Origin of the sequence: Pseudomonas sp. MUP55, assembly GCF_034043515.1 — a bacterium.
In the GTDB taxonomy this organism is placed as follows: Bacteria; Pseudomonadota; Gammaproteobacteria; order Pseudomonadales; family Pseudomonadaceae; genus Aquipseudomonas.
Genome location: NZ_CP138214.1, coordinates 2,362,847 through 2,386,990, shown reverse-complemented (window position 1 = coordinate 2,386,990; position 24,144 = coordinate 2,362,847). Strand labels below are relative to the sequence as shown.

Below are 24,144 nucleotides of genomic sequence, written 5' to 3'. Positions count from 1 at the left end.
ACTGGGCAAGCCGAGCTAGCATTGACTCACACCACATTTTGCAACTAGATTTAGTTACACGCAGGGAACGCCGTGTCCAAAAATGAAAAGCTGCTCGCCAAACTGCTCAATGAGCACATGGCATTCACCTGGTCCGAGCTCGTAACGCTGTTGCGTCGACTGGGTTACACACAGATTGAAGGGGCTGGAAGCCGGGTCAAATTCGATATCGGCGATCCAAGTGCAATGATCACCTTGCACAAGCCTCACCCCGGCAATGAGTTGAAACACTACATTCGGCGCCAAGTCATCGAACAATTGAAATCAGGAGAACTGATTCAGTGAACAACCAACTGAAACACAAAGGCTACATCGGCTCGATCGAAGCCAGCCTGGAAGACAACTGCCTGTTCGGCAAAATCCTGTTCATCAAGGCCCTGGTGAGCTACGAAGGCAAGACCGTCGCGGAGTTGGACGCAGCCTTCCAGGAGGCGGTGGACGATTACCTCTCCACCTGCCAGTCGCTCGGGCAGATTCCTGAAAAGCCCTGCAAGGGCTCGTTCAATGTACGCGTCGGCCATGACCTGCACCTGGCCGCGGCGTTGGCGGCGACCCGCAAGAAAGTCACGCTGAACGATCTGACACGCCAGGCGCTGGATGAGTTTCTACAACATCACTTCCCAGAGCCTTGCGCGGCCATCGGCTGACTAGCCCAACCGCCGGTAGCCCAGCACGGCCGAAGCCAATACGACTGCCCCCGCCACCAGCGCCACCCAGAACCCGCTGGTGGCGCCGAAGTGGTCAATCATCCAGCCGGAGCTGGCGGCGCCGATGGCCACGCCAATGCTCAGGCCGGTGATCAGCCAGGTCATGCCTTCAGTGAGGCGGCTCGGTGGGACCACCCGTTCCACCAACGCCATGGACACGATCAGGGTCGGGGCGAAGAACAGGCCGGAGATGAAGATCGCCACGGCCAGCCCCGGAATGTCGGTGACCAGCAGCAACGGCAAGGTCGTCACCGCAGTGGCCACGCCGCAGAACAGAAACTGCCGGGGCAATGGCGCCTTGAGCTTGAGCATGCCGAAGGCCAAGCCCGCCAGGCAGGAGCCAATCGCATAGACCGACAACACGATACTCGCGGCCGTCGGATGGCCCGCATATTGGGCGAATGCGACGCTGACCACGTCCACCACACCCACAATCACGCCCATGGCCAGCAGCAGGGTCATCAGGATTTGCACCGCAGGCGAGGCGATCAACCAGCGTTCATGATGATCGTGACGGGCATGCACCGGCGGTTCGGTGGAGCGTTGCAGCACGAACGTGGTCACGCCGACCGCCAGCAACACCGCCGCCACCAGGGGGCCGGCTTCGGGGAACAGCACCACGCTGAGGCCGACCGAAACGGGCGGGCCGACGATGAAGCACACCTCATCGAGCACCGACTCCAGGGCAAACGCGGTTTGCAGCTTGGGTTGGCCGCGGTACAGCTCGGTCCAGCGCGCCCGCACCATCGCCGACATATTGGGCATGCAACCGGCCAGTGCGGCAAACAGGAACAGCGTCCAGCCTGGCGCTTGCAGACGCGTACACAGCAGCACCATCAACAACGCGCCGCCACCGATCAACGCGGCGATGGGCAGCACCTTGCCCTGGCTGTAGCGGTCCACCAGGCGCGACACCTGCGGTGCGCAAAACGCAGTGGCCAGCGCGAATACCGCCGCGACCGAGCCCGCCAGCCCATAACCGCCATGCACCTGCGAGAGCATGGTGATCAGGCCAATCCCGGTCATGGATATGGGCATGCGTGCCAGCATGCCAGCCAGCACAAAAGCGCGAGCGCCGGGCACCTGGAACAACTCGGCGTAGGGGTTTGCCATGGATAAAGCGCCTTCTTTCCTTGAGTGGGCAACCTTTTATCACACCAGCCGCTTGATCTGCTTGTGCCGCCATACCAACCGGTAATACGCCGTCTGCAGCACCAGCATCGCCAGGTAAGTCACCGGAAACGCCATCCACACGCCTTCGAGGCCAAAGTGCGCATTCAACAGGTAGGCCACTGGCAACTCCACGCACAGCACGCAGAAAATCGAGATGGCGACCGGCATCAATACCACACCGCTGGCACGCATGATCCCGCCGACTACGGCCTGGAAGCCAAACACCAGAATGCTCCACAGCATGATGTGCAACAGGTGCTCAGCGTTGACCCGCGCGGCAGGGTCAGTGATGAACAGCCCCAGCAGCCAGTGCGACAGCCCATAGCCGAGCACGATCAGGCCGCCGGTGAGAACGGTGTTGATCAGCAGCCCGGTGCGCAGGATCGGCCCGATGCGCTCCAGGCGCCCGGCGCCAATTGCCTGAGCCCCGAGGATCGAGGCGGTGATGGCAATCGACAGCGCCGGAAACTGTACGTAGTTGACGATTTGGGTCACCGCGCCGTACGCCGCCGTGGCCTGGGAGCCGTGGCCGTTGACCAGCGCCAGAATGACCAGTTCGGACAACGACAGCACCACCATCTGCAGGCCCGTCGGCAGGCCGATACGCAGGACCTTGCCGAGGATGACCCGATCCAGGCGCAAGGCGGCGAGCATGGCGCGATCCGGCGCCATGACGTGGTTCTTGTGGCGCAGGCGCAAGATCAAAAACAGCATCGCCAAGGCATTACCCGTCAGCCCCGCGTACGCCGCACTCTGGATGCCCATAGGCGGCAGGCCGAGCCAACCGCCAATCAACGCGGGCGTCAGCAACAAGCCCACCGAGGTTGAAACCATCAAGGCCAGGAGCGGCGAAACGGTATCGCTGACACTGCGCAGCACTTGGGTGTACAGAATGAATACCAGCAACAGCGGCATGATCAGCATCATCACCCGTGCATAGCCCACCGCATCGTCGAGCACATCGACAGGGGTGCCCAACGCCTGCAACGCCGGGCGGGCAAACAGGCTGCCGAGTATGGCGGCGATCAGGCCCACCAGCGCGCCGAGGGTCAGCGTGGCGCCGGTGATCACCTTGACCATTGCCGTCTCGCGAGCGCCCCAGGCCTGGCCGATCAACACCGAGGCGCCAGCCCCCAGGCCAATCACCAGGGCAATGAAGAAAAACACGATGGGAAACATGCCTGACACCGCCGCCAGCGCGTGGGTGCCCAGCATCTGCCCGACGTAGATGCCGTTGAGGGTGCCGGAGAAGCTTTGCAGAAAATTGGAGAGCACCATCGGTGCCAGAAAGAACAGGTAGATCTGCCACAACGGCCGTTGTTGGATGACTTGCATAGTGATTCGAGGCCCTGGTTGCAGGTGGTCGTCAATGCCTTGAGTCTATTGGTGCTCAGCCGCGAATGATACGCCTGGGTGACCATCCGCCTCTACCAGCTACGGGCACCGACGGCTGCTGCCTGAATAAACGCAAGCCGCCGTGGGCGATCAGTTGATATCACCCACCCGCACACGCCCAGAAATTTCCAGCAAAGGCGCCAGCGTCAGGATTACGCTCGCGTACGCATCAGAAAGGACTACCCACCAAACGCCTGCGAAGGCCGGCGCAATGTAGGATCAAACGGATTGATCCGCGGCCCGATTGCCGCCGCCTCCCGCTTCAACAACTCGACCACCATCGGCAGACGGCTGGGCCCCAGACGATCACTGATGGTCGCCACGCTCAGTGCCGCTACCGCATGCCCGTCGCGGTTCAGGATCGGCACCGCCAGTCCCGCCATGCCTTCCAGCACGCCCGTGTTGCGCGCGGCGTAGCCGAGGCTGCGCACGTTCTGCACCTCCGAACGCAACAGCACCTCATCGTACAGGTGAAAATCCTTGAGCCGCGGCAGGTTGTAGCCAATCACCGTTTCGCGCTCTTCCTCGGGCAGGAACGCCAGGATCGCCAGGCTGCCCTGCCCTACGCCCAATGCCACGCGCCCACCGATATCGCCGGTGAAGGTGCGAATCGGATACGGACCTTCGCTGCGATCCAGGCAGATCGCGTCGAAGCCACTGCGGGCCAGCAGGAACAGCGAGTCCCCCAGCGAGGCACTCAGACGCAACAGGCTTGGCCGCACCAGATCGCGCAGGTTGCCGGTATTGCCGGCATTCGCCGCCAGGGCAAACAGCTCCAGGCTCAGCCGGTAGCGTTTACTGCGCGCGTCCTGCTCGACCATGCCTTCGTCCATCAGGCTGCGCAGCAGCCGGTGGGTGGTGGGTTGCGAGAGGCCGACCTGTTGCGCGAGCTGGGTAACCCGCTCACCGCCTTCAGGCGCTTGGCCCAGGGTGCGCAACAGTGCGAACAGGCGAGAGACGCCCCCTGCCCCAACCTCACGGGCCTCGCTATTCCGCTCAGTGGAATCTTTCACGCTTCTTCTCCACTCAAATTCTATTGAATGAATAAAATCGAAAATAGTTATCCATTCAGTGAAATACCATCTTCCGCCCACTCTAGTCTTCGTCCTAATCTGCGTCCACAGGGGCGAAATGAACAACAACCGGCAGCCGACTTGAGATCGAGCGCCAGCGCACCCGAAACAGTTCTTTCGCATCTGCCCAAAACAAAAAAGCGCGTTTAGACGCGACTCAATAAGGTGGAACGCAGACATGGCATTTCTCCAACTCCGTGCCTTGAGCAAACGCTATGGCGCCGTCGATGCGGTGGTCGCCACCGACCTTGCGGTAGAACAAGGCGAGTTCGTTTCCCTGCTCGGCCCTTCGGGTTGCGGCAAGACCACGACCTTGCAGATGATCGCCGGTTTCGTTGACGTGAGCGGCGGGCAGATCCTGCTCGACGGTCGCGACATCACCCATGCCAAGCCCGCCAGCCGAGGCCTGGGCGTGGTGTTCCAGAGCTACGCGCTGTTTCCGCACATGACGGTGCGCGACAACGTCGCCTTCGGCCTGAAGATGCGCAAGGTACCCGCCAGCGAGATCGCCGCCAGAGTCAAAACCGTACTGGAGCTGGTGCGCCTGGCCCCACATGCCGAGCGCTACCCTCGGGAGCTGTCCGGTGGCCAGCGCCAGCGCGTGGCCCTGGCACGGGCGCTGGTGATCGAGCCGCCGGTACTGCTGCTCGATGAGCCGTTGTCCAACCTCGACGCCAACCTGCGCGAAGAAATGCAGTTTGAAATCCGCCGCATCCAATGCGCGGTGGGCATCACCACCTTGATGGTCACCCACGACCAGGCCGAGGCGCTGTCAATCAGCGACCGCGTGGTGGTGATGCAGGCCGGGCGCGTGACCCAGATCGATGCGCCCTACACGCTCTACGAGCACCCGCGCACACGGTTTATCTCGGACTTTGTCGGCAAGGCCAACCTGCTCGCCGGCGACTACGATGCCCTGGGCATCCCGCAAGTGCGCCAGGCTGGCGGCGATGGCGAGCTGACCCTGAGCCTGCGCCCGGAGAAAATCCAGTTGCTGGGCGCAGGCGCCGGCCGCCTGCAGGGCAAGGTGCTGGACCGCTACTTCTTCGGCAGCCAGTGGCTGTACCGCGTGCATACCGACCTCGGCGAACTCACCGTGGTGCGCAGCAACGACGGCAGCGCACCGCTGGGCAACGGCGCGCCAGTGGGCCTGGATTGGCAAGCGGACCTGCTGCGCGTATTGGCGGCGGACGAGGTGCGCCCATGAGTCGCGGCTACTTACTCTCGCTGCCGGCCCTGGTGCTGTTTGCCGGGCTGCTGATCCTGCCGCTGGGCCTTACCCTGGTGCTGTCGTTCAACGTATTCGACTACCAGGTGGGCGTGAAGGCCGACGAGTGGACCCTGGCCCATTACCTGTCGTTGTTCAGCGACAGTTACTTCTACGAGATCTTCTGGCGCACCTTCTGGATCAGCGCGCTGGTGACCCTGCTGTGCGTGGTGATCGGCGTGCCGGAGGCCTATATCCTCAGCCGCATGGGCACGCCGTGGCGCTCGATCTTTCTGATTCTGATCCTCACGCCGTTGCTGATTTCGGTGGTGGTGCGCGCTTTTGGCTGGAGCCTGTTGCTGGGCGCCGACGGGCTGGTCAACCAGACCATTCAATGGCTCGGTGGTCGCCCGGTGAAGCTGCTGTATACGCCCTTTGCGGTGATCATCGCGCTGGTGCATGTGATGCTGCCGTTCATGATCATCCCGGTATGGACGTCCTTGCAGAAGCTCGACCCCTCGGCTGAACAGGCCGCGTTGTCGCTTGGGGCCAGCCAGGCCACGGTGATGCGCAAGATCGTCTTGCCCCAGGTGATGCCCGGCGTGCTGTCCGGCACCCTGATCGTGTTCGGCCTGGCCGCCAGCTCGTTTGCGATCCCCGGCCTGCTCGGCGGACGCCGTCTGAAAATGGTCGCCACGGTGGTGTACGACCAATACCTCTCGGAACTCAACTGGCCCATGGGCGCGACCATCGCCGTGGTGCTGCTGTTGGTCAATCTGCTGATCATGCTGAGCTGGAACCGCATGCTCGAAGGTCGCTACAAAAAGTCCCTGGGGGTTTAAGCGCATGTCCAGAAACGGTCCGTTGGCCCTCGGCTTCCACGCCCTGGTGGTGGTGTTCATGATGGCGCCGCTGGTGGTGGTGTGCCTGGTGGCCTTCACCCCGGAGAACACCCTGAGCCTACCGACGTCGGGCTTCTCCCTGCGCTGGTTTCGCGCGGTGTTCGAGCGCGCCGACTTTATCCAGGCGTTCTATAACAGCCTGGTCCTGGCCTTCACCGCCGCGACGCTGGCCACGCTGATCGCGGTGCCGGCGGCGTTGGCGATCAGCCGTTATGCATTCCCTGGGCGTAATTTTTTCAGTGCGTTGTTCCTGTCGCCGATCATCATTCCGCACCTGGTGCTGGGCGTCGCTCTGTTGCGCCTGTTTGCGCTGATGGGGGTGAATGGCAGCTTCACCTGGCTGATGCTCGCGCACGTGGTGATCATCACGCCTTACGTGCTGCGCCTGGTGCTGGCGGCCGCCATCGGGATTGATCGCAGCGCCGAGCAGGCCGCCGAATCCCTCGGCGCCAGCCGCTTCACGCTGTTTCGTCAGATCACGCTGCCGATGATTCTGCCGGGCGTGGCCGGTGGCTGGCTGCTGGCGTTTATCAACAGTTTCGATGAAGTGACCCTGTCGATTTTCGTCAGCTCGCCGGCGACCCAAACCCTGCCGGTGCGCATGTACGTGTACGCCACCGAATCCATCGACCCGATGATGGCGGCGGTCTCGGCGCTGGTGATCGCGCTGACCGCGGCGACCATGATTCTGCTCGACCGGGTTTACGGCCTGGATCGCGTGCTGGTGGGGAAACACTGATGGCACTGTTCAAGCGACTGGCTGAAACGCGGCGCCCTGCCCTGGCGTTCACCCTGGATGGCCAACCGGCGCAGGGCCTGCTCGGCGACACCCTGCTGACGGCCATTCTGACCTGCGCCGAGCACCTGCGTGGCAGCGATTTCAGCGCTGAGCGCCGTGCCGGCTTCTGCCTGATGGGCGCCTGTCAGGACTGCTGGGTGCGCCTTGAAGACGGGCGACGGGTGCGCGCCTGTTCGACGCTGCTGGAAGAAGGCCAGGCGATCAGCCGTGAACCGGGGCGCCGCGCATGAAACCTATTGTGATCGTGGGCGCGGGCCCGGCAGGCATCACGGCGGCGCGAACGCTGCTCGAACACGGCATCACGCCTTGCCTGATCGACGAAAGTCTGCGCGGCGGCGGGCAGATCTACCGGCGTCAACCAGTGAATTTTCAACGCTCGGCCAAGCAGCTTTACGGCTTTGAAGCGGGCAAGGCGCAAGCCGTGCATCGCACCTTGGACGAACTGGCAGCGGTGATCGATTACCGCCCCGATACCCTGGTGTGGAATGCCGAAGATGCACGCCTGGACACACTCACCGATGGCCGCGCCGAGAGCGTCGAGTACTCACGGGTCATCGTTGCCACCGGCGCCACCGACCGTATCCTGCCGGTGCCAGGCTGGACCTTGCCCGGCGTCTACAGCCTGGGGGCCGCGCAGATTGCGCTGAAATACCAGGGCTGCGCGATCGGTGAGCGTGTCGCGTTCTGTGGTTCGGGGCCATTGCTGTATCTGGTCGCCTACCAATATGCCAAGGCCGGCGCCAAGGTCGTGGCGGTGCTCGACAGCGCGCCGTTCAGCGCCCAATGCCGCGCATTGCCGGCACTGCTCGGGCAGCCGTTGACCCTGGCCAAGGGCCTGTACTACCGCGCCTGGCTGACAGCCCACGGGGTTGCCGTGCATCAGGGCGCAATGCTGCGGCAGATTGACGGCACACAGCGGGTCAGCGGTATTCGCTGGGGCGAACACACCCTCGCGTGCGACGCAGTGGCCTTCGCCCATGCGCTGCGCAGTGAGACGCAACTGGCCGACCTGCTCGGTTGCGAGTTTGCCTGGAACGATCTCAACCGTGCCTGGCTGCCGCAGCGCGACAGCGCCGGGCGCAGCAGCGTCGCGCAGGTTTATCTGGCGGGCGATGGGGCCGGCATCATGGGCGCCGACGCGGCGCAATGGGCCGGTGAGCGCGCAGCGCTGGCCGTACTGGAAGACATCGGCAGGGTAGTCGATCAACGTCGCATCACCCGGCTGGAACAGCAACTGGCGAACATTCAGCGCTTTCGCCAGGGCCTGGAAACCGCGTTCCCCTTCCCTGCACAGTGGGCCGCCCAGGCGCCGGATGAGTTGACCCTGTGCCGCTGCGAAGAAGTCAGTGTCGGCGAGGTGCGCGCGGTGGTGGACGAAGGCCATTGGGAGATTAACCGGGTCAAAGCCCATTGCCGCGTTGGCATGGGCCGCTGCCAGGGGCGCATGTGCGGGCTGGCGGCGGCGGAGATTGTCGCCGAGCGCAGCGGGCGGAGCATCGAACAGGTCGGGCGCCTGCGTGGCCAGGCGCCGATCAAGCCGCTGCCGTTTGGCGTGCAGGTGCAGCCGTGATCGACGTGATTGTGATGGGCGGCGGCATCGTCGGCGCGTCGGCGGCCTTGATGCTGGCGCGCCAGGGTCAGCGGGTGGCGCTGGTGGAGCGGGACTTCTGTGGCTCGCATTCCAGCGGCGTCAATTACGGCGGAGTGCGGCGCCAAGGGCGGCCCTTGCATCAGTTGCCGCTGTCACAGCGCGCCCATCAATTGTGGTCTGACCTGCCGAGCTTGATCGGCATCGACGGCGAATACGTGCGCTCCGGGCATCTGAAACTGGCGCGCAGTCATGATGACTTCGCCGCGTTGCAAGCCTATGCCGCGCACACCCGTGGCTTTGGCCTGAACCTGCAATTGCTCGATTACACCCAATTGCGCCAGCGATTTGCGTGGGTGGGCGATATCGCCGTGGGCGCTTCGTTCTGCCCCGAGGACGGCCACGCCAATCCACGCCTGGTATCGCCGGCCTTCGCCCGCGCGGCGCAGCGCTGTGGCGCAGCGGTGTATGAACAGGCACCGGTGAGCCGGATCGAACATGACGGCCGGCGGTTCCAGGTGCATTGCGCCAACGGCCTGCAGCTGCAGGCGCCCTGGCTGCTCAACTGCGCCGGCGCGTGGGCCGGCAGTGTCGCGGCGCAATTTGGCGAGCCGGTGCCGATGGTCTCGGCCCACCCGGCGATGCTGGTGACCGAGCCGTTGCCCCTAGTGATGGACGTGAGCACCGGCGTCGAAGGCGGCGGAATCTATGCGCGGCAAGTGGCACGCGGCAACTGCATCCTCGGCGGTGGTCGCGGCTTCGCCCTTGGGCCTCAGAAGGCCAGGCCCGGCCAGGCGGCGGTGCTGGAGATTCTGCGCAACGCCGGTGAGCTGTACCCGTTCCTGCAAGGCGCCCAGGCCATCCGTACCTGGAGCGGCACCGAAGGTTATCTACCCGATCACGAACCGGTGATCGGCCCCAGCAGCACCCAGCCTGGCCTGCTCCACGGTTTCGGTTTTGCCGGTGCCGGGTTCCAGCTCGGGCCTGCGGTGGGTGAAGCCCTGGCAGAGATCGTCTGCACAGGCGTCAGCCGCCAGCCCATTGAAGCGTTTTCCATCCGTCGTTTCCAAGCCTGAGAGGAAAAACCCCATGAACCCACGTAGTGCGCTGTCCTGCTTATCCCTCGCCCTGCTCGCCACCAGTGCCCATGCCGCGCCCACGCTGTACCTGGGCATGAACGGCGGCACCATGGAACGGGTCTACGCCGATAAAGTGCTGCCCGCCTTCGAAAAGGCCAACAACGTCAAGGTGGTCATCGTGCCGGGCACCTCGTCAGACATTCTCGCCAAGGTCCAGGCCAACAAAGACAACCCGCAGATGCACGTGATGTTCCTCGACGACGGCATCATGTACCGCGCCATTTCCATGGGCCTGTGCGACACACTCGCGCCCAGCCCGCCTCTGGAGCAGATCCCGGCCAAGGCGAAAATCAAGGACCAGGCCGTGGCCGTAACGCTCGGCGTCACAGGCCTTGGCTACAACGCCAAGATGTTCAAGGAACAAGGCTGGGCGGCGCCGACCTCATGGATGGACCTGGCCGACCCGCGCTTCAAGGACAAAGTGGTGTTCCAGTCGCTGGCCTCCTCCACCTTCGGCCTGCATGGCTTCCTGATGTTCAACCGCATCCAGGGCGGCGACGAGACCAACGTGGAACCGGGCTTCAAGGCCTGGCCAAAAACCGTCGGCCCCAATGTGCTGGAATACATCGCCAGCTCGGCGAAGATTTCCGAGATGGTACAGACCGACGAGGCCGCGATTTTCCCTCTCACCCCGACTCAGGTAGCGACCCAGAAACTGCTCGGCGTGCCCATGGAATATGCCCAGCCCAAGGAAGGCGCGGTGGTGCTGAACGTGGCCGAGTGCGTGATCGCGCGCAATGACCGGCCGGAACTGGCACAGAAACTCGCCGCGTTCCTGCTGACCGCCGAGGCCCAGGCGCCGGCGTTGGAGGAAGGCGACCAGATCCCGTCGAACCCGACCACGCCGACCACCGATAAAACCCGCGCCCGTGTGGAAGCGATGCAAGGTTATCTGCAGACGGCGATTTCGATTGACTGGGACCAGGTCAACCAAGCGCGGCCGGAGTGGAACGCGCGCTGGAGTCGGTCGATCGAGCGTTGATCAAGCGGGCACAAAAGGCAGCGCGCGTTTGTGCGCTGTCTTGCGGTACGCCTCCTCGACGATCGTCCTCACCCGCTCACTGACCGGCTCGCCCATCAGGTAGGCGTCGATCTCTGCATAAGTGCAGCCGTAGGCCAGCTCGTCAGCCTTGCCCGGTGCCAATTCTTCCAGGTCGGCGGTGGGCAGTTTGCCAACCAGCCTGGCCGGCGCGCCGAGGCCCGCGCCCAGCAGGCGCACCTGGGTCTTGGTCAAGCCGGACAGCGGTGCGAGGTCGCAGGCGCCATCACCGAATTTGGTGAAAAACCCCATCAAGGCCTCGGCGCCCTGATCGGTGCCCACCACCAGGCCGTTATGCAAATTGGCCACCGCGTACTGGGCGATCATCCGAGCCCGCGCCTTGACGTTGCCTTTGATGAAATCCACGCGTTCGGCACTGACATCCGACACGGCCAGGCTGGACATCAGCCCATCGACACCGGCGGCGATGTTCAGGGTTTCGGTCTGGTCGGGCTGGATAAAGTCCAGGGAGGCGCTCGCATCATGCTCATCCGCCTGGCTCTTGTAGGGCAGGCGCATGGCAATGAAACGCGCGGGATAATCGTCATCGCGCAGTTGCTCCACCGCCAACTGGCACAGCCGCCCGGCCACCAGGGAGTCGACGCCGCCGCTGATACCCAGCACCAGGGCCTTGCAGCCTGAATTGCGCAAGGTGGCCTTGATGAAATCGATGCGCCGTTGAATTTCCTGGGTCTCGCGGCCTTTGACCAGCGAGCGGTCGACGTTCAGCTCATGGGCGATCCGTTCTTGAGTGTGCATGTCATTCCTCCACGCTACCAACGTTGAATACCTGTGCCGCGTACTGCAAAAACGACGGGTCTTCGCAGACGTTCTTGACCGGGTCATCGGAGAATTTCACCACCGGCTCACCGTGTACCCGTACCAGCTTCATCACAATGCTCAGCGGCTCGACACCGTCCACATCGCAGGCCAGGCTGGTGCCCATGCCGAAGCCGAACCGGGCCTTGCCACGAATGTGGCGCAGGATCGGCAGGCATTTTTCGAAATTCAGACCATCGGAGAACATAAGGTCTTTGGTCATGGGGTCAATGCCGAGTTCCTTATATCTGGTCAGGACTTTGTCGGCCCAGGCGATAGGGTCACCGGAGTCCTGGCGCAGGCCGTCGTAGAGCTTGGCGAAGTACAGGTCGAAATCCTTTAGGAAAAAGTCGGTGCTGATGCAGTCGGTCAGGGCGACCCCCAGGCGGCCACGGTACTCACGCACCCAGTTTTCCAGAGCGGCATTCTGGCTTTCGCGCAGACGGCCCAGTTGCTGGTGCACCATCAGCCATTGGTGGGCCATGGTGCCGATGAGTGGCAAGTCGAATTCGTAGGCCAGATGCGCGTTGCTGGTACCGAGGAATTGGCCGGGAAAGTCGCGGCGCATGATGTCTACCACTTCGCGCTGTGCCTTGAATGACAGGCGCCGGCGGGTGGAGAAGTCGGATACGCGCAGGTCGGCGAGTTCTTCGCGGCTGAGGTTTTTCTCCAGCCAATCGAACTTCTGATAGAGCTTGCGGGTGACGTCTTCAAGGGTCACGTCGGGGTATTTTTCGCGATTGCGCAGTTCACTGACCAGCGCCAATATCGGTTGTTCGAACATGATGCAGTGCAGCATCGGGCCGATCACGCGGATGTTCAGTTGACCGTCCACTTCACTCACGTGGATATAGCGCAGGTCGAAGCGAAACAGGCCGAGAAAACGCTCGTAATCCGGCGTGAGGTATTCGCGAAAACGCGGGTTGAACAGGAAGCGCAGCTCACCTTCACGCATCTGCAGGTCGGCAAGTTTTTCCAGCTCGGTTCGCAGCGCAGGGATCAGGTGGCCGAGTTTTTCCCTGGAGCGGACGATGAAGTTGTACTCCACGTCCACGTTGGGATGCTGGTGCAGCACCGCCTGCATCATGGTGAAGGTGTAGTAGTCGGTGTCGAGCAAGCCCTGGATTACCGGGGATTCGTCGTTATAGGCGCTTTCCATGGGGCATCTCCTTAACGCAGGGCCATCACGGCCAGTTCTTCGCGGGTACTGCTGATGACAGCACCGGCCTTGAGCAACTCATTGACGGCCTGAACAGCGCCCTCCTCGGTGATCGCTCGACACGCCGGCAGGTGCAGCACCACCTGCAACCCAGCGTTGAGCAGTTGCAAGGCGGTGGTCTTGACGCAGTAGTCCAGGGCCAGGCCACCGACGATGACGCGAACGATACCGTGGGCCTTGAGGTATTCGATGACGCCCGTCGACAACTTGTCGTGCAGGTCGTGGTAACAGGCGCCGTAGGGGTGCAGGTCGGGTTCGACACCCTTCCAGATGAAGTAGTCGTAGTCGTACGGGGTGGGCAGCTCATCCAGCAAGGCGAAGCCCTCGGTACCGGGTACGCAGTGGCTGACCCAAGTGACATCGGCGTGGGCCAGGCCGGTGGGTTGCAGCATCTGGCTGTGCTGCGCGACCACCCAGGGCGCGTGCGGGGTGTGGGCGTCCTTGCTGCCGATGCGATGCCCGGCAAGGCTGGCCATGTAATTGAGCTCGGCACCGATCAGATCACCGCCGGCTACGGGCAACTCGTCGGGGCACAGCGGCGTGAAACTTTTCTGGGCATCGACATCGAAGGAAGCGATGGCAGTTTTCGTGAGGGTCATAGTGATTCTCCGGTGGCCTGAAACAAAAGTACACGTCATGTACTTTTATTGCAATAGACTTTTAGAAAATTGCGCCCAGGAAAGTACATGACATCGCCGCTCGTTTCGCTAGACTGTGCCGATAGCCGTTCAGAAGGACTTCACATGCCACCTAGTGCCTACCTCCACACCGTCGACCTGTGCGTACTGTTTTATTGCCGCGCCTCGGGCGAACTCAAACTGTTGTTGAACAAACGCGAGGCCGAGCCCTTCGCCGGGCATTGGGCGCTGCCGGGCGTGGTGGTGAACGGGGATGTACCGGACTTGAGCCTCAAGGATGCCGTGGAACGGCTGCGCACCAGTGACAAAGTCGGCCTGGACCTGGCCTGGAGCGAGCAGGTTGGCACGGTGGGGGATGCGTTCCGTGACCCGCGCTGCTGGTCGTCGTCCACTCACTACCTGGCAATTGTGGCGGATGAGGTGACACTGGCTGAGCATCAGGCCTGGTTTTCACTGAACGCAGTGGCGGACGGCAGTATCAAGTTGCCCTTCGATCACAACCTGATCGTCGCGGCGGTGCAGGAACGGCTGCTGTCCAAGTCGCTGTACAGCAGCTTGCCGCTGATGTTTCTGGGCAAGGAATTCAGTGCGCCGCAAGCGACCACCATTTTTTCCCTGGTGCTGGCGCGGCCGGTGCTCAAGACCAGTATTCGCCAGCGATTGCTGAAGCTGACGGAGGCGGGATACCTACGTGAGACGGGGCGCAAGAAGCAGGGTGAAGGCGGCAGGCCACAGGCGACGCTGGAGCTGTTGAAGCCAGGAGAAATTTACTTCTTCGACCGCAGTTTTGCCGAGTGACCGGGCGTCCTGATCCAAGGAAGCCGACGCCTATCCACCTGATGCCCCCGATGGCGGCCTGACAGCCCACTTCGCCTGTCAGCTCGCCATGGGAGCAAGCTCACTAGCTCATCCAGTTGCCGCCATCGACGTTATAGGTCTGTGCAACCACATAATCCGCCTCTTTTGAAGCCAGGAAGATCGCCATGCCGGTCAGGTCCTGCGCCGTGCCCATCCGCCCATAAGGCACCTCATCCCCTACCCGCTTCTTCTTCTCGCCCGGCGCCAGGCCTTCGTGCCGGGCAAACAGCGCATCCACCCCATCCCAGTGTTCACCGTCCACCACACCCGGAGCGATGGCATTGACGTTGATGCCCTGCTTGATCAGATTCAGCCCCGCCGATTGCGTCAGGCTGATCACCGCCGCCTTGGTCGCGCAATACACCGCCACCAGCGCCTCGCCGCGTCGTCCGGCCTGGCTGGCCATGTTGATGATCTTGCCGCCATGGCCCTGCTCAATCATCTGCCGCGCGGCGGCCTGCAAAGTGAACAGCGTACCGGCGACGTTGATCGAAAATAGCCGTTCATAGCTGTCGCGGGTGATGTCGACGATGGGCGCCAAGTCGAACAATGCAGCGTTATTGACCAGGATATCCAACTTGCCGGCATGGGCGACCACGGCGGCCATTGCCGCGTCAATCGAGGCCTGATCGGTGACGTCCATCGCTATCGCATACGCCTGGGGGCCCAGTTCGGCGGCCGTCTGCTGGGCGCGCTGCAGGTTGATATCGGCGATGGCGACGGTGGCGCCTTCCTGGATATAGGCCTGGGCGAACGCACGGCCGATCCCGCGCGCCGATCCGGTGATCAGCGCGCTCTTTCCTTCAAGTCGTTTCATCGAGGTGTCCTGTGGCATTACTTGGGATAACCGGCACGCTTCATCTCGCGCTCAGTGGTGGACTGCGCCTGCTGCAACGCCTGGTCCACCGACATGCCGCCGGTGAGCGCCGCCGAAAACAGCTTGCCGACAGAGGTGCCGATGGCCTGGAACTCGGGAATCGTCACGTACTGGATGCCCACGTACGGCACCGGTTTGGCCGAGGGATGGGCCGGGTCGGCGTGCTTCATCATCTGCAGGGTGACTTGGGCAAACGGCGCCGCGTTCAGGTATGCCTCGCTGTAGGTCGATTGCCGCGTGCCAGGCGGTACGTTGGTGATGCCCTCTTTATCCGCGACCAGTTGGATGTAGTCTTTGGATGTCGCCCAGCTGATAAAGGCTTTGGCCGCGTCCTTGTGCCTGGAGGTGGCCGGGATGGCCAGCGACCAGGCGTAGAGCCAGGAAGAGCCCTTGTCGGTGACCTCCGTGGGCGCTGCGGCGAAGCCCACGCGGTCAGCGACTTTGCTCTGGCGGGTGTCGGTGGTGAAGGAGCCAGCGACGCTGGCATCGACCCAGATCGCACACTTGCCGCTGTTGAACAGTGCCAGGGTTTCGTTGAAGCCGTTGCTTGACACGCCCGGCGGGCCGTATTGCTTGAGGCTGTTGACGTAGAAATTGGCCGCGGCCGTCCACTCGGGGCTGGTCAGTTCGGGCTTCCACTGCTCATCGAACCAGCGCGCGCCGAAGGCATTGGCCATGGTGCTCAGCAACGCAATGTTCTCGCCCCAACCGGCCTTGCCGCGCAGGCACAGACCATACTGGTCCTTGTCCTTGACGGTCAGCTTGGCCGCGAACTCGCCGAGCTGGGTCCAGGTGGGCTGCGCGGGCATGCTCAGGCCGGCTTGCTTGAACAGGTCGGTGCGGTAATAGGTCACGGTGCTTTCGCCGTAGAACGGCAAGGCGTAGAGCGTGCCGTTGACCGACAGGCCCTGGCGCACCGCGGGGAAGATATCCCCGGCATCGTAGTCGGCCGGCAGTTCGGTCAGCGGCTCCAGCCAGTGCTTGGCGCCCCACAGCGGGGTTTCGTAGGTGCCGATGGTCAGCACGTCGAACTGCCCACCCTGGGTGGCGATATCGGTGGTTAGGCGCTGGCGCAGCACGTTTTCTTCGAGCACCACCCAGTTGAGGCGGATGTCCGGATGCTGCGCTTCGAACACCTTGGACAGGCGCTGCATGCGGATCATGTCGCTGTTATTGACCGTGGCGATGGTCACGGTGTCGGCGGCCTGGCTGGGCTGGGTCACGGCGAGGCCGGACAGCAGCAGCGCAGGGGCAAGTGCGGCTTTGCGGATTGAGGGCATGGCGGTTTCCACCGTTTTTCTTGTTGTTGAGCGCCGATTACAGCAGCTTGGGCCGGCGTCTCACAAACCCCTGACGGATGCTCCACCGATACTTTTTTAACCGCTGTGCCAGGCGCAAAAAAGTATCAGCGTCGGGCGTCGCCAGGGGTAGCGCCGCACCTGCCGAGGCGGGTATTTTGGCGCTTATCCAACGCACAAGAGGCAGCAGCATGCCCATCCGCGCCATCCTGTTCGAGCATCGGCCGGCCGAACGTGAAGTCATCCTGCCCGAACCGGAGCACTGCTTTCGCTGGTTCGAACACGACTACCCGGTGGAGCTTGCGCGCTGGAACCATCACCCTGAGTTTGAAATCCACCTGATTCGCCACGGCAGCGGCAAGCTGGTGGCGGGCGACTATATCGGTGCGTTCAGTGCCGGGCATGTCGCCTTGATCGGCCCCGACCTGCCCCACGACTGGATTGGCGACCTGGCGCCCGGCGAGTGCCTGAGCGGTCGCGACGTGGTGCTGCAATTTGACGGCACCGCCCTCCTCGCCCTGCGCGAATCCCTGCCGGAACTCGGCGACCTGCAGCCGCTGTTCGAACAGGCACGACGCGGCCTTGAGTTCACCGGCGAAACCGCCATTCGAGCGGCGCACTTGATGCAAGCCATTGGCAGTGCCCAGGGCCTGCAACGCCTGATCCTGTTTCTGCAATTGCTCGACACCCTCAAGAACGCCCCGCCCCGACAGCTCAAGGTGCTGGCCAGCCCGCGCTACGCGCCGACCCTGGACCCGCGCAGCGCCGAACGTATCAACAAGGCCTTCGATTATTTGATGCGTGAACTGAGCGGCGACGTGCGCCTGTCAGACATCGCCCGGCAACTGGACATGAGCGAACCGGGTTTCTCGCGCTTCTTCAAACGCAATACCGGCCATGGGTTTATCGAGCTGATGCGCAAATTCCGCGTGCAGCGTGCCTGCCGGCTGTTGCTGCAAAGCGATAGGTCGGTGGCAGATATCTGCTTCGAAGTCGGCTACGCCAACCTGTCCAACTTCAACCGCCACTTTCGTATCGAGATGAACCAGACGCCGAGCGAGTACCGGCGCGAGACCGGCAATCACCTCGAAAAAATGACACCCAGTCATTTCTGACCAACAGGCCGACTAATCAGGCTTTTTTGCAGCCCTTTCAGGCGATTGAGCAAAGTTGGTACAGCCTGTGCAAACGTTTGCGGAACGAACTTGGCAGCCAGGTTCACTCCACCCGAAGAAATCGGGTCAAACCGCGTACGAATAGGGATTTTCAATGCACCCCACCTCAACGCCTCGCGCTTGCTTTGGTGTTTCCTTGCTACTGGCCGCCGTTACGGGAGTACTCAGTGCACCCATTTTGGCGCAGGACAAACCCGCCGATGACTCAGCACAGGGCGAAACCCTCAGCCCCGAGGCGAGCCCGCCGGCGAAAAAAGGCGCTTACCTGTCGCAGTGGTTCAACCAGGACCTGACGCTGATCGGCAGCAAGGACATCAGCTTCGGCCCCAAGCCCCAGGATGACGTGTACCTGGAATACGAGTATTTCGGTCGCAAGGGTCCGTTCGAGCTGTACGGCTACATTGATGTGCCAAAGATCCTCGGCATCGGTAACAGCAACGACAAAGGCGCGTGGGACCACGGCTCGCCGGTGTTCATGGAGCATGAGCCACGTATTTCCATCGACTACCTCGCCGGCCGCAGCCTGGCGATCGGACCGTTCAAGGAATGGTATGTGGCGTTCGACTGGATCTACGACCACGGCAGCAACAAGGCGAACCGCGCCAACACCCTGTACAGCGGCCTTGGCACCGACATCGACACCCACTCGCGGGTCAACCTGTCGGCCAACTTCTACGGGCGCTACCAGTGGGAAAACTACGGCGCCAGTAACGAGTATTCATGGGACGGCTACCGCGCGCAGATGAAATACATCGTGCCCATCGGCAAGTTCGACAACGGTGCCTCGCTGACCTACATCGGCTTCACCAACTATGATTTCGGCTCGGACCTGCACAAGGACAACCCGGCGCGCACCGCCAATTCCCTGGTGGCGACCAACGTGTTGCTGTACTCGTTCACCCACCTGCGCTTTACCTTGGTCGGCCGTTACTTCCACAACGGCGGCAACTGGGAAGATGGCAGCGAGTTGAATTTCGGCGAAGGCAACTTCCGCGCCCGCTCCGATGGCTGGGGTTACTACGCCGGCGTGGGCTACCAATTCTGATCAAGGAGCTGCAGATGAATACCCTTACCCGTCTTTCAATGGCCATTGGCCTGGCCCTGCTGCCCCACGTGGTGCTGGCAGACAACGCCGCGCCGATCAAACCCAAGGTAATGCTCATCACCATGTTCGCCCCCGAGGCGCAAACCTGGATCGATCGCCTGCAACTCACCCAGCAGGTGCGCGTGCCGGGCCTGTCCGCCGAATACCCGGCGATTCGCTGCAACACCCAGGACGTGTGCCTGCTGGTAACCGGCATGGGCCAGACCAACGCCGCCGCCTCGACCCTGGCGCTGGCCCTGTCGCCCAAGTTCGACTTGCGCCAGAGCTATTTCCTGATCGCCGGGATTGCCGGTATCAGTCCAAAATACGGCACCATCGGCACTGCCGCCTGGGCGCATTACCTGGTGGAATTCGGCACACAGTGGGAGCTGGATTCACGCGACGCGCCCAAGGATTGGCCGACGGGCTATATCGGCATCAACACCAAGGGGCCCAACGAAAAACCGCCGCTGGACTACAAGACCGAAGTGTTCGAGCTCAACCCCAAGCTGCAAGCCAAGGCGTTTGCCCTGTCGCACAAGGTGGAGCTGACGGAAAGCAAGGAATCCGCCGCCTGGCGCAAGCACTACCCCGCCGCGCCGGCCAACCAGCCGCCCCAGGTCACCCGCTGCGACACCCTGGCGGGCAACACCTGGTTCTCCGGCACGCGCCTGAGCGAGCGCGCCGAGGTATGGACCAAACTGCTCACCGACAACAAAGGCGAATACTGCACCACCCAGCAGGAAGACAACTCCACCTACGAAGCGCTGCTGCGCGCCAGTCACGAAGGCCTGGTGGATATTCAACGCCTGGCGGTAGTGCGGGCAGGTTCGGACTTTGATCGCCCGTACCCGGGCTACAGTGAAGTGGACAACCTGCTCAAGTACGCTGATCAGGGCGGCTTCGTGCCGGCGCTGGAGAACTTGTACCGTGCGGGAAATCCGCTGGTGCAGGCGATTCTGAACAACTGGTCAGCCTGGGAAAAAGGCGTTCCCGAGGCCTGACGCCTATCAACATGTGGGAGGGGGCTTGCCCCCGATGGCGGCCTGACAGTCGACAATGATGTTGGATCAGAGCGAGTACATATCCGTTGCTGCGGTAACGGCGGCTTAGGGTTCCGCCCTTACGGCGGGTTACTTTTGGAAAAGAGCCCCAAAAGTAACCAAAAGGGCTCCTGCCCCACCACTCGGCACCTCGCTCACGCTCGGTGTGCCCGTAATCCGACATTGATTTGGAGGGCCGCCGCCACGCGCCATCCATTGCGCGGGGCGGCTAAACCGGCATCCCTGCCGGTTTACCCTCCAAATCACTGTCGAATTCCGGCCAGCGTGGTTTAACGGGGCGCCTAAGATCAAGAGCAAGATCAAGAGCGGCTCGCTTCGCATCGTGGTTACCGTAGGCTGCTACAAAGTTGTGTAGATACCTATGCCCCGATGGCGGTGTTTCAGGCACAGATGCAGTGACTGACACTCCGCCATCGGGGGCAAGCCCCCTCCCACATTGGATGGTTTAGCTGGCGTTGGCAGCCGACTTGGCGCATTCGCGGTCGTTTGCCGCAGCGCAGGGCTCACCGTGCGCGTGATGTTCGGCGCAACCCTGACAGCAATAGCCCTTACCCTCCTTCATGACCGCGTCGACGCCCAGTACGCATTTGCAGTGTGGGCAAGCACAGGTTGGATCCGGCATGGTCAGACTCCTTCTTCGTGGTCGTCAAGGCGCAGCGAACGCCACACCTTAAGCAGTGACTGCCGGCGCGGCGCCAAGGTTCAGCGTCATCAGTCAGCCTGGCGCGTATTGCTGCGGTACATGAACACCAGCGCCAGGGCCAGGCACAGCATCGCCACGATGCGGCTGCCGGACAGTTCGATCGCCGGGTTGCCCAGCCAGCCGAAGTTGTCGATCAGCATGCCCATGCCCAACTGCCCCACGATCACCGCCACCGTGGCGACTGCCGTACCGACCACCGGCACCGCGCCAACCATCACCATCATGTACACCACGCCGAACAAGGCGCCGGTCAGCTGCCACTTCGGCACCTCCAGCAAACTCACCGCCTGGGCGGGCTCGAAGAAAAAGATCAGCAGCGCAGTGGTGAGCGCGCCCACCGCAAAGGTCAGCAAGCTGCTGCGCAACACCCCGACGGTCTGACCCAGGCGACCGTTGATGGCTGCCTGAACGCTCAATACCGCACCTGCGGCGACCACCAACACCAACAACAGAATCAGATTCATCGCCTTACCCTCGTGCAATCAGAACAAGTGCCGCCACAATCAACGCCAGGGCTATCCAGCGCTCCACATTGACGCGCTTGCGCGCCGTGCCGAACCAGCCGAAATGGTCGATCAGCACACTTTTGCCCACCTGCCCGGACAGGATCGCAATCATCGTCATCGCCACACCGATATGGGGCGTGGCCAGGGTCAGCACCACCACGTACATCGGCCCCAGGAAGCCGCCGATCAGCTGCCAGCGCGGCAGTTGCGTGAAGGCCGGGCCCTTTTGCGGGCCGCTGAACAGCAACAGCAGAAACAGGATCGCCGAGCCAACGCCGAAGATGCTCAAGGTCGCCCATAAATGCCCGACCTGCACGCCCAACGGCCCAAGCAGACCGGCTTCGACCGACAGCCCCATGCCTGCCAGGATCACCAGCGGCAGCAACAGCAGCCGAAGAATGTTGCGCTTCGGCCTGGCCTGCGCCGTACCCTCAATAGAACGTGCCTGCATACATCACCTGCGCTTGAAGAAGAAACATGGCGCGCATTATCCAGTGGCCTGGCTTTGCGATAAATGGCAGCATGCCGACAACACCTTTGCGCAAAACGCACAACCAGGAGCCAGGATGCAGGGTTTCAATGAGCTGAGTTTCAAGGCGCTGCGCCTGTTCGTCGCGGTGCTGGACCATGGCAGTTTTTCCGAGGTGGCGCGCCGCGAAGGCCTCGCGCCGTCGTCCATTTCCCGGCAGATCCAGCTGATGGAGCAGGCCCTCGGCCAGCAGTTGCTGTACCGCCATACCCGCGCTGTGAGCCCCACCGAAGCCGGACGCCTGCTCGGGCGCCACGCGCGCTTGATGCTGGAGCAACTGGAAACCGCCAGCCAAGCGCTGCAGGAACAGGACAGCGAACCCAGCGGCCTGGTACGCATCAACGCACCGATGGTATTCGGCCAGCGTCACCTGGCGCCGTGGCTGGGGGAGCTGTGCCGGCGCTATCCGAAACTTCAACTGGATATCCAGCAAACCGATACCTTCGTCGACCCGCTGCAGGACGGCACCGACCTGCTGTTTCGCATTGGCGTGCTCAATGATTCCAGCATGCAGGCGCGGATCTTCGCGCCACAACGCTTCCGCCTCGCCGCCAGCCCCGCTTACCTGGCGCAGCACGGCACGCCGCGCCACCCCGACGAGCTGATCAACCACCAATGCCTGGCCTACAAGGGCATCAAAGGCCAGGAACGCTGGTTCTTCCGCCGCGACCAGGGCGACTGGAGCGCCTACAGCGTCAAGGGCCCGATCACCGGCAACCACGCCGACACTCTGACCCACGCCGCCGAACAGGGCCTGGGGCTGGTGGTGTTTCCGTCCTGGCTGATTGGCGAAGGCCTGCGCGCCGGCACCTTGCAAGCGGTGCTCAGCGAGTACGAAGTGGCGACCACCCTGGAACCCCAGCAGATCGCCGCGTTGTGGCCGGGTAGCCGCAGGCTGTCGCTGAAGGTGCGCACCGTGATTGATTATTTTGTTGAGTGTTTCGGGACGGTGCCCTATTGGGATCGATGAGTCAGAACAGCCACTGCCCGATCAACCACGCATTCGCCCCACTGATCACCGCAAACAGAAACCACGCCAGCACCCGCGTCGGCAGTCGGTTAACGAAGGGCCCCATCAGTTGCTTGTCGCCGGTCATACGGATCAACGGATATAGCGCGAAGGGCAACTGCAGGCTCAGGACCACCTGGCTGAGAATCAGCAGCTTGCCGATGGCGTCGTCGCCCATCAGCCACACCCCGAGAAACGCCGGGATCAGCGCCAGCCCACGGGTAATCAGGCGCCGCTGCCAGCAGGGTATGCGCAGGTTGAGGTAACCCTCCATGATCACCTGCCCGGCGATCGTGCCGGTAAAGGTCGAACTCTGGCCCGAGGCCAGCAAGGCGATGCCGAACAGGATGCTGGCAAACGCGCCACCCACCAGCGGGTCGAGCAGGTGATAGGCGTCCTGGATCTCCACCACATCGGTATGGCCGGTCTTGTGGAACGCTGCGGCGGCCAGCACCAGGATCGCCGCGTTGACCAACAGGGCCAGGGCCAGGGAGCCAATGGTGTCGATGCGCGCAAGCTTGACCGCGTCCTGTTTGCTGGCCAGGTCCTTGCCGATCAGGCGGGTCTGCACAATCGAGCTGTGCAGGTAGAGGTTATGCGGCATCACGGTCGCACCGAGGATGCCGATGGCCAGGTACAGCGGCGCGGCGTCGCTGATGGCCGACAGGGATGGGGTGAAGCCACTGAACACGTCCGGCCAGTAGGGTTTGATCAGCACCAGTTCGATAAAGAAACACACGCCGATGGTCGCGACCAGCGCCAGCATGATTGCTTCCAGGCGGCGGAAGCCTCGGTTCTGCAGGGCCAGGATCAACAAGGTGTCGAAGGCAGTGATGACGATACCGGTGGTCAGCGATACACCCAGCAGCAGGTGAAACGCCAGGGCGCAGCCGAGCACTTCGGCAAGGTCGGTGGCGATGATGGAAATTTCCGCCAACACCCATTGGGTACGCGCGGAGCGCTTGCTGTAGCGCTCGCGGCACAGTTGCGCCAGGTCTTTACCGGTGGCGATCCCCAGCCGCGAGCACAGGCACTGCACCGCCATCCCCGCCAGACTGGCCAGCAACACCACGAATAACAGGCTGTAGCCATAGCGCGAACCGGCCTCGATGGCGGTTGCCCAGTTGCCGGGGTCCATGTAACCGATGGAAATCAGCAGGCCGGGGCCGGCGAACATCAACACACGTTTGAAAAACGATGCCTTGGGGTCGACGGCAACGGAGCCGGCCACTTCCGGCGGGCAGAACGGGGCGGTAGCAATTTTCGGCAGGCTGAATTTCACGCGCGATTCCAAGCAAACACAA

26 protein-coding genes are annotated in these 24,144 nt (G+C 62.6%); 14 read left to right on the top strand and 12 right to left on the bottom strand.

Annotation, left to right across the window (positions count from 1 at the left end):
* The first annotated feature begins 72 nt into the window (after positions 1-72).
* On the top strand, positions 73-324 hold the full coding sequence (locus SC318_RS10905; protein ID WP_306492668.1) for a type II toxin-antitoxin system HicA family toxin: 252 nt from the start codon (positions 73-75) through the stop codon (positions 322-324).
* The gene (locus SC318_RS10900) at positions 321-686 is read left to right on the top strand and encodes a type II toxin-antitoxin system HicB family antitoxin (RefSeq protein ID WP_306492667.1); all 366 of its coding nucleotides are present in this window, start codon (positions 321-323) and stop codon (positions 684-686) included. Before SC318_RS10905 ends, SC318_RS10900 begins: the two co-directional genes overlap by 4 nt.
* On the opposite strand, the gene SC318_RS10895 is transcribed toward SC318_RS10900, so the two are convergent.
* From SC318_RS10895 to SC318_RS10885, 3 genes are all read right to left on the bottom strand, one after another.
* Positions 687-1,859 carry an MFS transporter gene (locus tag SC318_RS10895; protein ID WP_320430788.1) on the bottom strand — a complete coding sequence of 391 codons (1,173 nt, stop codon included), beginning with the start codon at positions 1,857-1,859 and terminating at the stop codon, positions 687-689. It lies immediately after the preceding gene.
* A 39-nt stretch (positions 1,860-1,898) separates the two neighbouring features.
* A complete protein-coding gene (locus SC318_RS10890; protein ID WP_320430787.1) occupies positions 1,899-3,254 on the bottom strand; it encodes an MATE family efflux transporter in 1,356 nt (451 codons plus the stop codon).
* A gap of 239 nt (positions 3,255-3,493) precedes the next feature.
* Entirely contained in the window at positions 3,494-4,327 is an 834-nt protein-coding gene (locus tag SC318_RS10885) for an IclR family transcriptional regulator (protein WP_320430786.1), read from the bottom strand.
* Positions 4,328-4,565: 238 nt separating this feature from the next.
* On the opposite strand from SC318_RS10885, the gene SC318_RS10880 reads away from it, so the two are divergent.
* From SC318_RS10880 to SC318_RS10850, 7 genes are read left to right on the top strand one after another with little or no spacing between them, the layout of a single operon-like run.
* A complete protein-coding gene (locus SC318_RS10880; protein WP_320430785.1) occupies positions 4,566-5,594 on the top strand; it encodes an ABC transporter ATP-binding protein in 1,029 nt (342 codons plus the stop codon).
* The gene (locus SC318_RS10875) at positions 5,591-6,436 is read left to right on the top strand and encodes an ABC transporter permease (RefSeq protein ID WP_306492661.1); all 846 of its coding nucleotides are present in this window, start codon (positions 5,591-5,593) and stop codon (positions 6,434-6,436) included. The genes SC318_RS10880 and SC318_RS10875 overlap by 4 nt, the downstream gene beginning before the upstream one ends.
* Before the next feature lie 4 nt (positions 6,437-6,440).
* Positions 6,441-7,235 carry an ABC transporter permease gene (locus tag SC318_RS10870; RefSeq protein WP_306492660.1) on the top strand — a complete coding sequence of 265 codons (795 nt, stop codon included), beginning with the start codon at positions 6,441-6,443 and terminating at the stop codon, positions 7,233-7,235.
* Positions 7,235-7,525, top strand: a complete 291-nt coding sequence (locus tag SC318_RS10865) for a (2Fe-2S)-binding protein (RefSeq protein WP_320430784.1) — start codon at positions 7,235-7,237, stop codon at positions 7,523-7,525. The genes SC318_RS10870 and SC318_RS10865 overlap by 1 nt, the downstream gene beginning before the upstream one ends.
* Positions 7,522-8,865 (top strand): FAD/NAD(P)-dependent oxidoreductase, encoded by a 1,344-nt coding sequence (locus SC318_RS10860; protein WP_320430783.1) that lies wholly within the window; start codon positions 7,522-7,524, stop codon positions 8,863-8,865. The genes SC318_RS10865 and SC318_RS10860 overlap by 4 nt, the downstream gene beginning before the upstream one ends.
* A gap of 14 nt (positions 8,866-8,879) precedes the next feature.
* Positions 8,880-9,959 (top strand): NAD(P)/FAD-dependent oxidoreductase, encoded by a 1,080-nt coding sequence (locus tag SC318_RS10855; protein ID WP_320431216.1) that lies wholly within the window; start codon positions 8,880-8,882, stop codon positions 9,957-9,959.
* Between the two features lie 13 nt (positions 9,960-9,972).
* Positions 9,973-11,004, top strand: coding sequence for an ABC transporter substrate-binding protein (locus SC318_RS10850; RefSeq protein WP_320430782.1), 1,032 nt, complete (start codon positions 9,973-9,975; stop codon positions 11,002-11,004).
* Here SC318_RS10850 and nadE read toward each other — a convergent pair whose 3' ends face one another.
* The 3 genes from nadE to SC318_RS10835 are packed head-to-tail and all read right to left on the bottom strand — an operon-like array spanning position 11,005 to position 13,698.
* Positions 11,005-11,820 carry an NAD(+) synthase gene (gene nadE / locus SC318_RS10845; RefSeq protein ID WP_320430781.1) on the bottom strand — a complete coding sequence of 272 codons (816 nt, stop codon included), beginning with the start codon at positions 11,818-11,820 and terminating at the stop codon, positions 11,005-11,007.
* 1 nt (position 11,821) lies between these two features.
* Complete coding sequence (gene pncB / locus SC318_RS10840) at positions 11,822-13,039, bottom strand: nicotinate phosphoribosyltransferase (protein ID WP_320430780.1); 1,218 nt, start codon at positions 13,037-13,039, stop codon at positions 11,822-11,824.
* Between the two features lie 11 nt (positions 13,040-13,050).
* Positions 13,051-13,698, bottom strand: a complete 648-nt coding sequence (locus tag SC318_RS10835) for a nicotinamidase (protein ID WP_320430779.1) — start codon at positions 13,696-13,698, stop codon at positions 13,051-13,053.
* A 144-nt stretch (positions 13,699-13,842) separates the two neighbouring features.
* On the opposite strand from SC318_RS10835, the gene SC318_RS10830 reads away from it, so the two are divergent.
* Entirely contained in the window at positions 13,843-14,535 is a 693-nt protein-coding gene (locus tag SC318_RS10830; protein WP_320430778.1) for an NUDIX hydrolase, read from the top strand.
* A gap of 103 nt (positions 14,536-14,638) precedes the next feature.
* On the opposite strand, the gene SC318_RS10825 is transcribed toward SC318_RS10830, so the two are convergent.
* Together SC318_RS10825 and SC318_RS10820 are read right to left on the bottom strand one after the other, a co-directional pair.
* Positions 14,639-15,412: an L-iditol 2-dehydrogenase gene (locus SC318_RS10825; protein WP_320430777.1), complete on the bottom strand. Its 774-nt coding sequence runs from the start codon at positions 15,410-15,412 to the stop codon at positions 14,639-14,641.
* A 17-nt stretch (positions 15,413-15,429) separates the two neighbouring features.
* Positions 15,430-16,752 (bottom strand): ABC transporter substrate-binding protein, encoded by a 1,323-nt coding sequence (locus SC318_RS10820; protein WP_320430776.1) that lies wholly within the window; start codon positions 16,750-16,752, stop codon positions 15,430-15,432.
* Positions 16,753-16,961: 209 nt separating this feature from the next.
* Between SC318_RS10820 and SC318_RS10815 the strand changes: the two genes are divergently transcribed.
* The 3 genes from SC318_RS10815 (at position 16,962) to SC318_RS10805 (ending at position 20,033) form a co-directional block, all read left to right on the top strand.
* The gene (locus SC318_RS10815; RefSeq protein ID WP_320430775.1) at positions 16,962-17,885 is read left to right on the top strand and encodes a helix-turn-helix domain-containing protein; all 924 of its coding nucleotides are present in this window, start codon (positions 16,962-16,964) and stop codon (positions 17,883-17,885) included.
* A gap of 154 nt (positions 17,886-18,039) precedes the next feature.
* Entirely contained in the window at positions 18,040-18,990 is a 951-nt protein-coding gene (locus SC318_RS10810) for a nucleoside-specific channel-forming protein Tsx (RefSeq protein ID WP_320430774.1), read from the top strand.
* A 14-nt stretch (positions 18,991-19,004) separates the two neighbouring features.
* On the top strand, positions 19,005-20,033 hold the full coding sequence (locus SC318_RS10805; RefSeq protein ID WP_320430773.1) for a purine-nucleoside phosphorylase: 1,029 nt from the start codon (positions 19,005-19,007) through the stop codon (positions 20,031-20,033).
* A gap of 505 nt (positions 20,034-20,538) precedes the next feature.
* On the opposite strand, the gene SC318_RS10800 is transcribed toward SC318_RS10805, so the two are convergent.
* From SC318_RS10800 to SC318_RS10790, 3 genes are all read right to left on the bottom strand, one after another.
* Complete coding sequence (locus SC318_RS10800; RefSeq protein ID WP_320430772.1) at positions 20,539-20,715, bottom strand: metallothionein; 177 nt, start codon at positions 20,713-20,715, stop codon at positions 20,539-20,541.
* Between the two features lie 89 nt (positions 20,716-20,804).
* Positions 20,805-21,260, bottom strand: a complete 456-nt coding sequence (locus SC318_RS10795) for a DMT family transporter (protein ID WP_320430771.1) — start codon at positions 21,258-21,260, stop codon at positions 20,805-20,807.
* A 4-nt stretch (positions 21,261-21,264) separates the two neighbouring features.
* Entirely contained in the window at positions 21,265-21,753 is a 489-nt protein-coding gene (locus SC318_RS10790) for a DMT family transporter (RefSeq protein WP_320430770.1), read from the bottom strand.
* A 115-nt stretch (positions 21,754-21,868) separates the two neighbouring features.
* On the opposite strand from SC318_RS10790, the gene SC318_RS10785 reads away from it, so the two are divergent.
* Complete coding sequence (locus tag SC318_RS10785) at positions 21,869-22,801, top strand: LysR family transcriptional regulator (RefSeq protein WP_320430769.1); 933 nt, start codon at positions 21,869-21,871, stop codon at positions 22,799-22,801.
* Between the two features lies 1 nt (position 22,802).
* Here the strand turns inward: SC318_RS10785 and SC318_RS10780 are convergent, their stop codons facing one another.
* Positions 22,803-24,122, bottom strand: coding sequence for an Nramp family divalent metal transporter (locus SC318_RS10780; protein ID WP_320430768.1), 1,320 nt, complete (start codon positions 24,120-24,122; stop codon positions 22,803-22,805).
* Positions 24,123-24,144 lie beyond the last annotated feature (22 nt).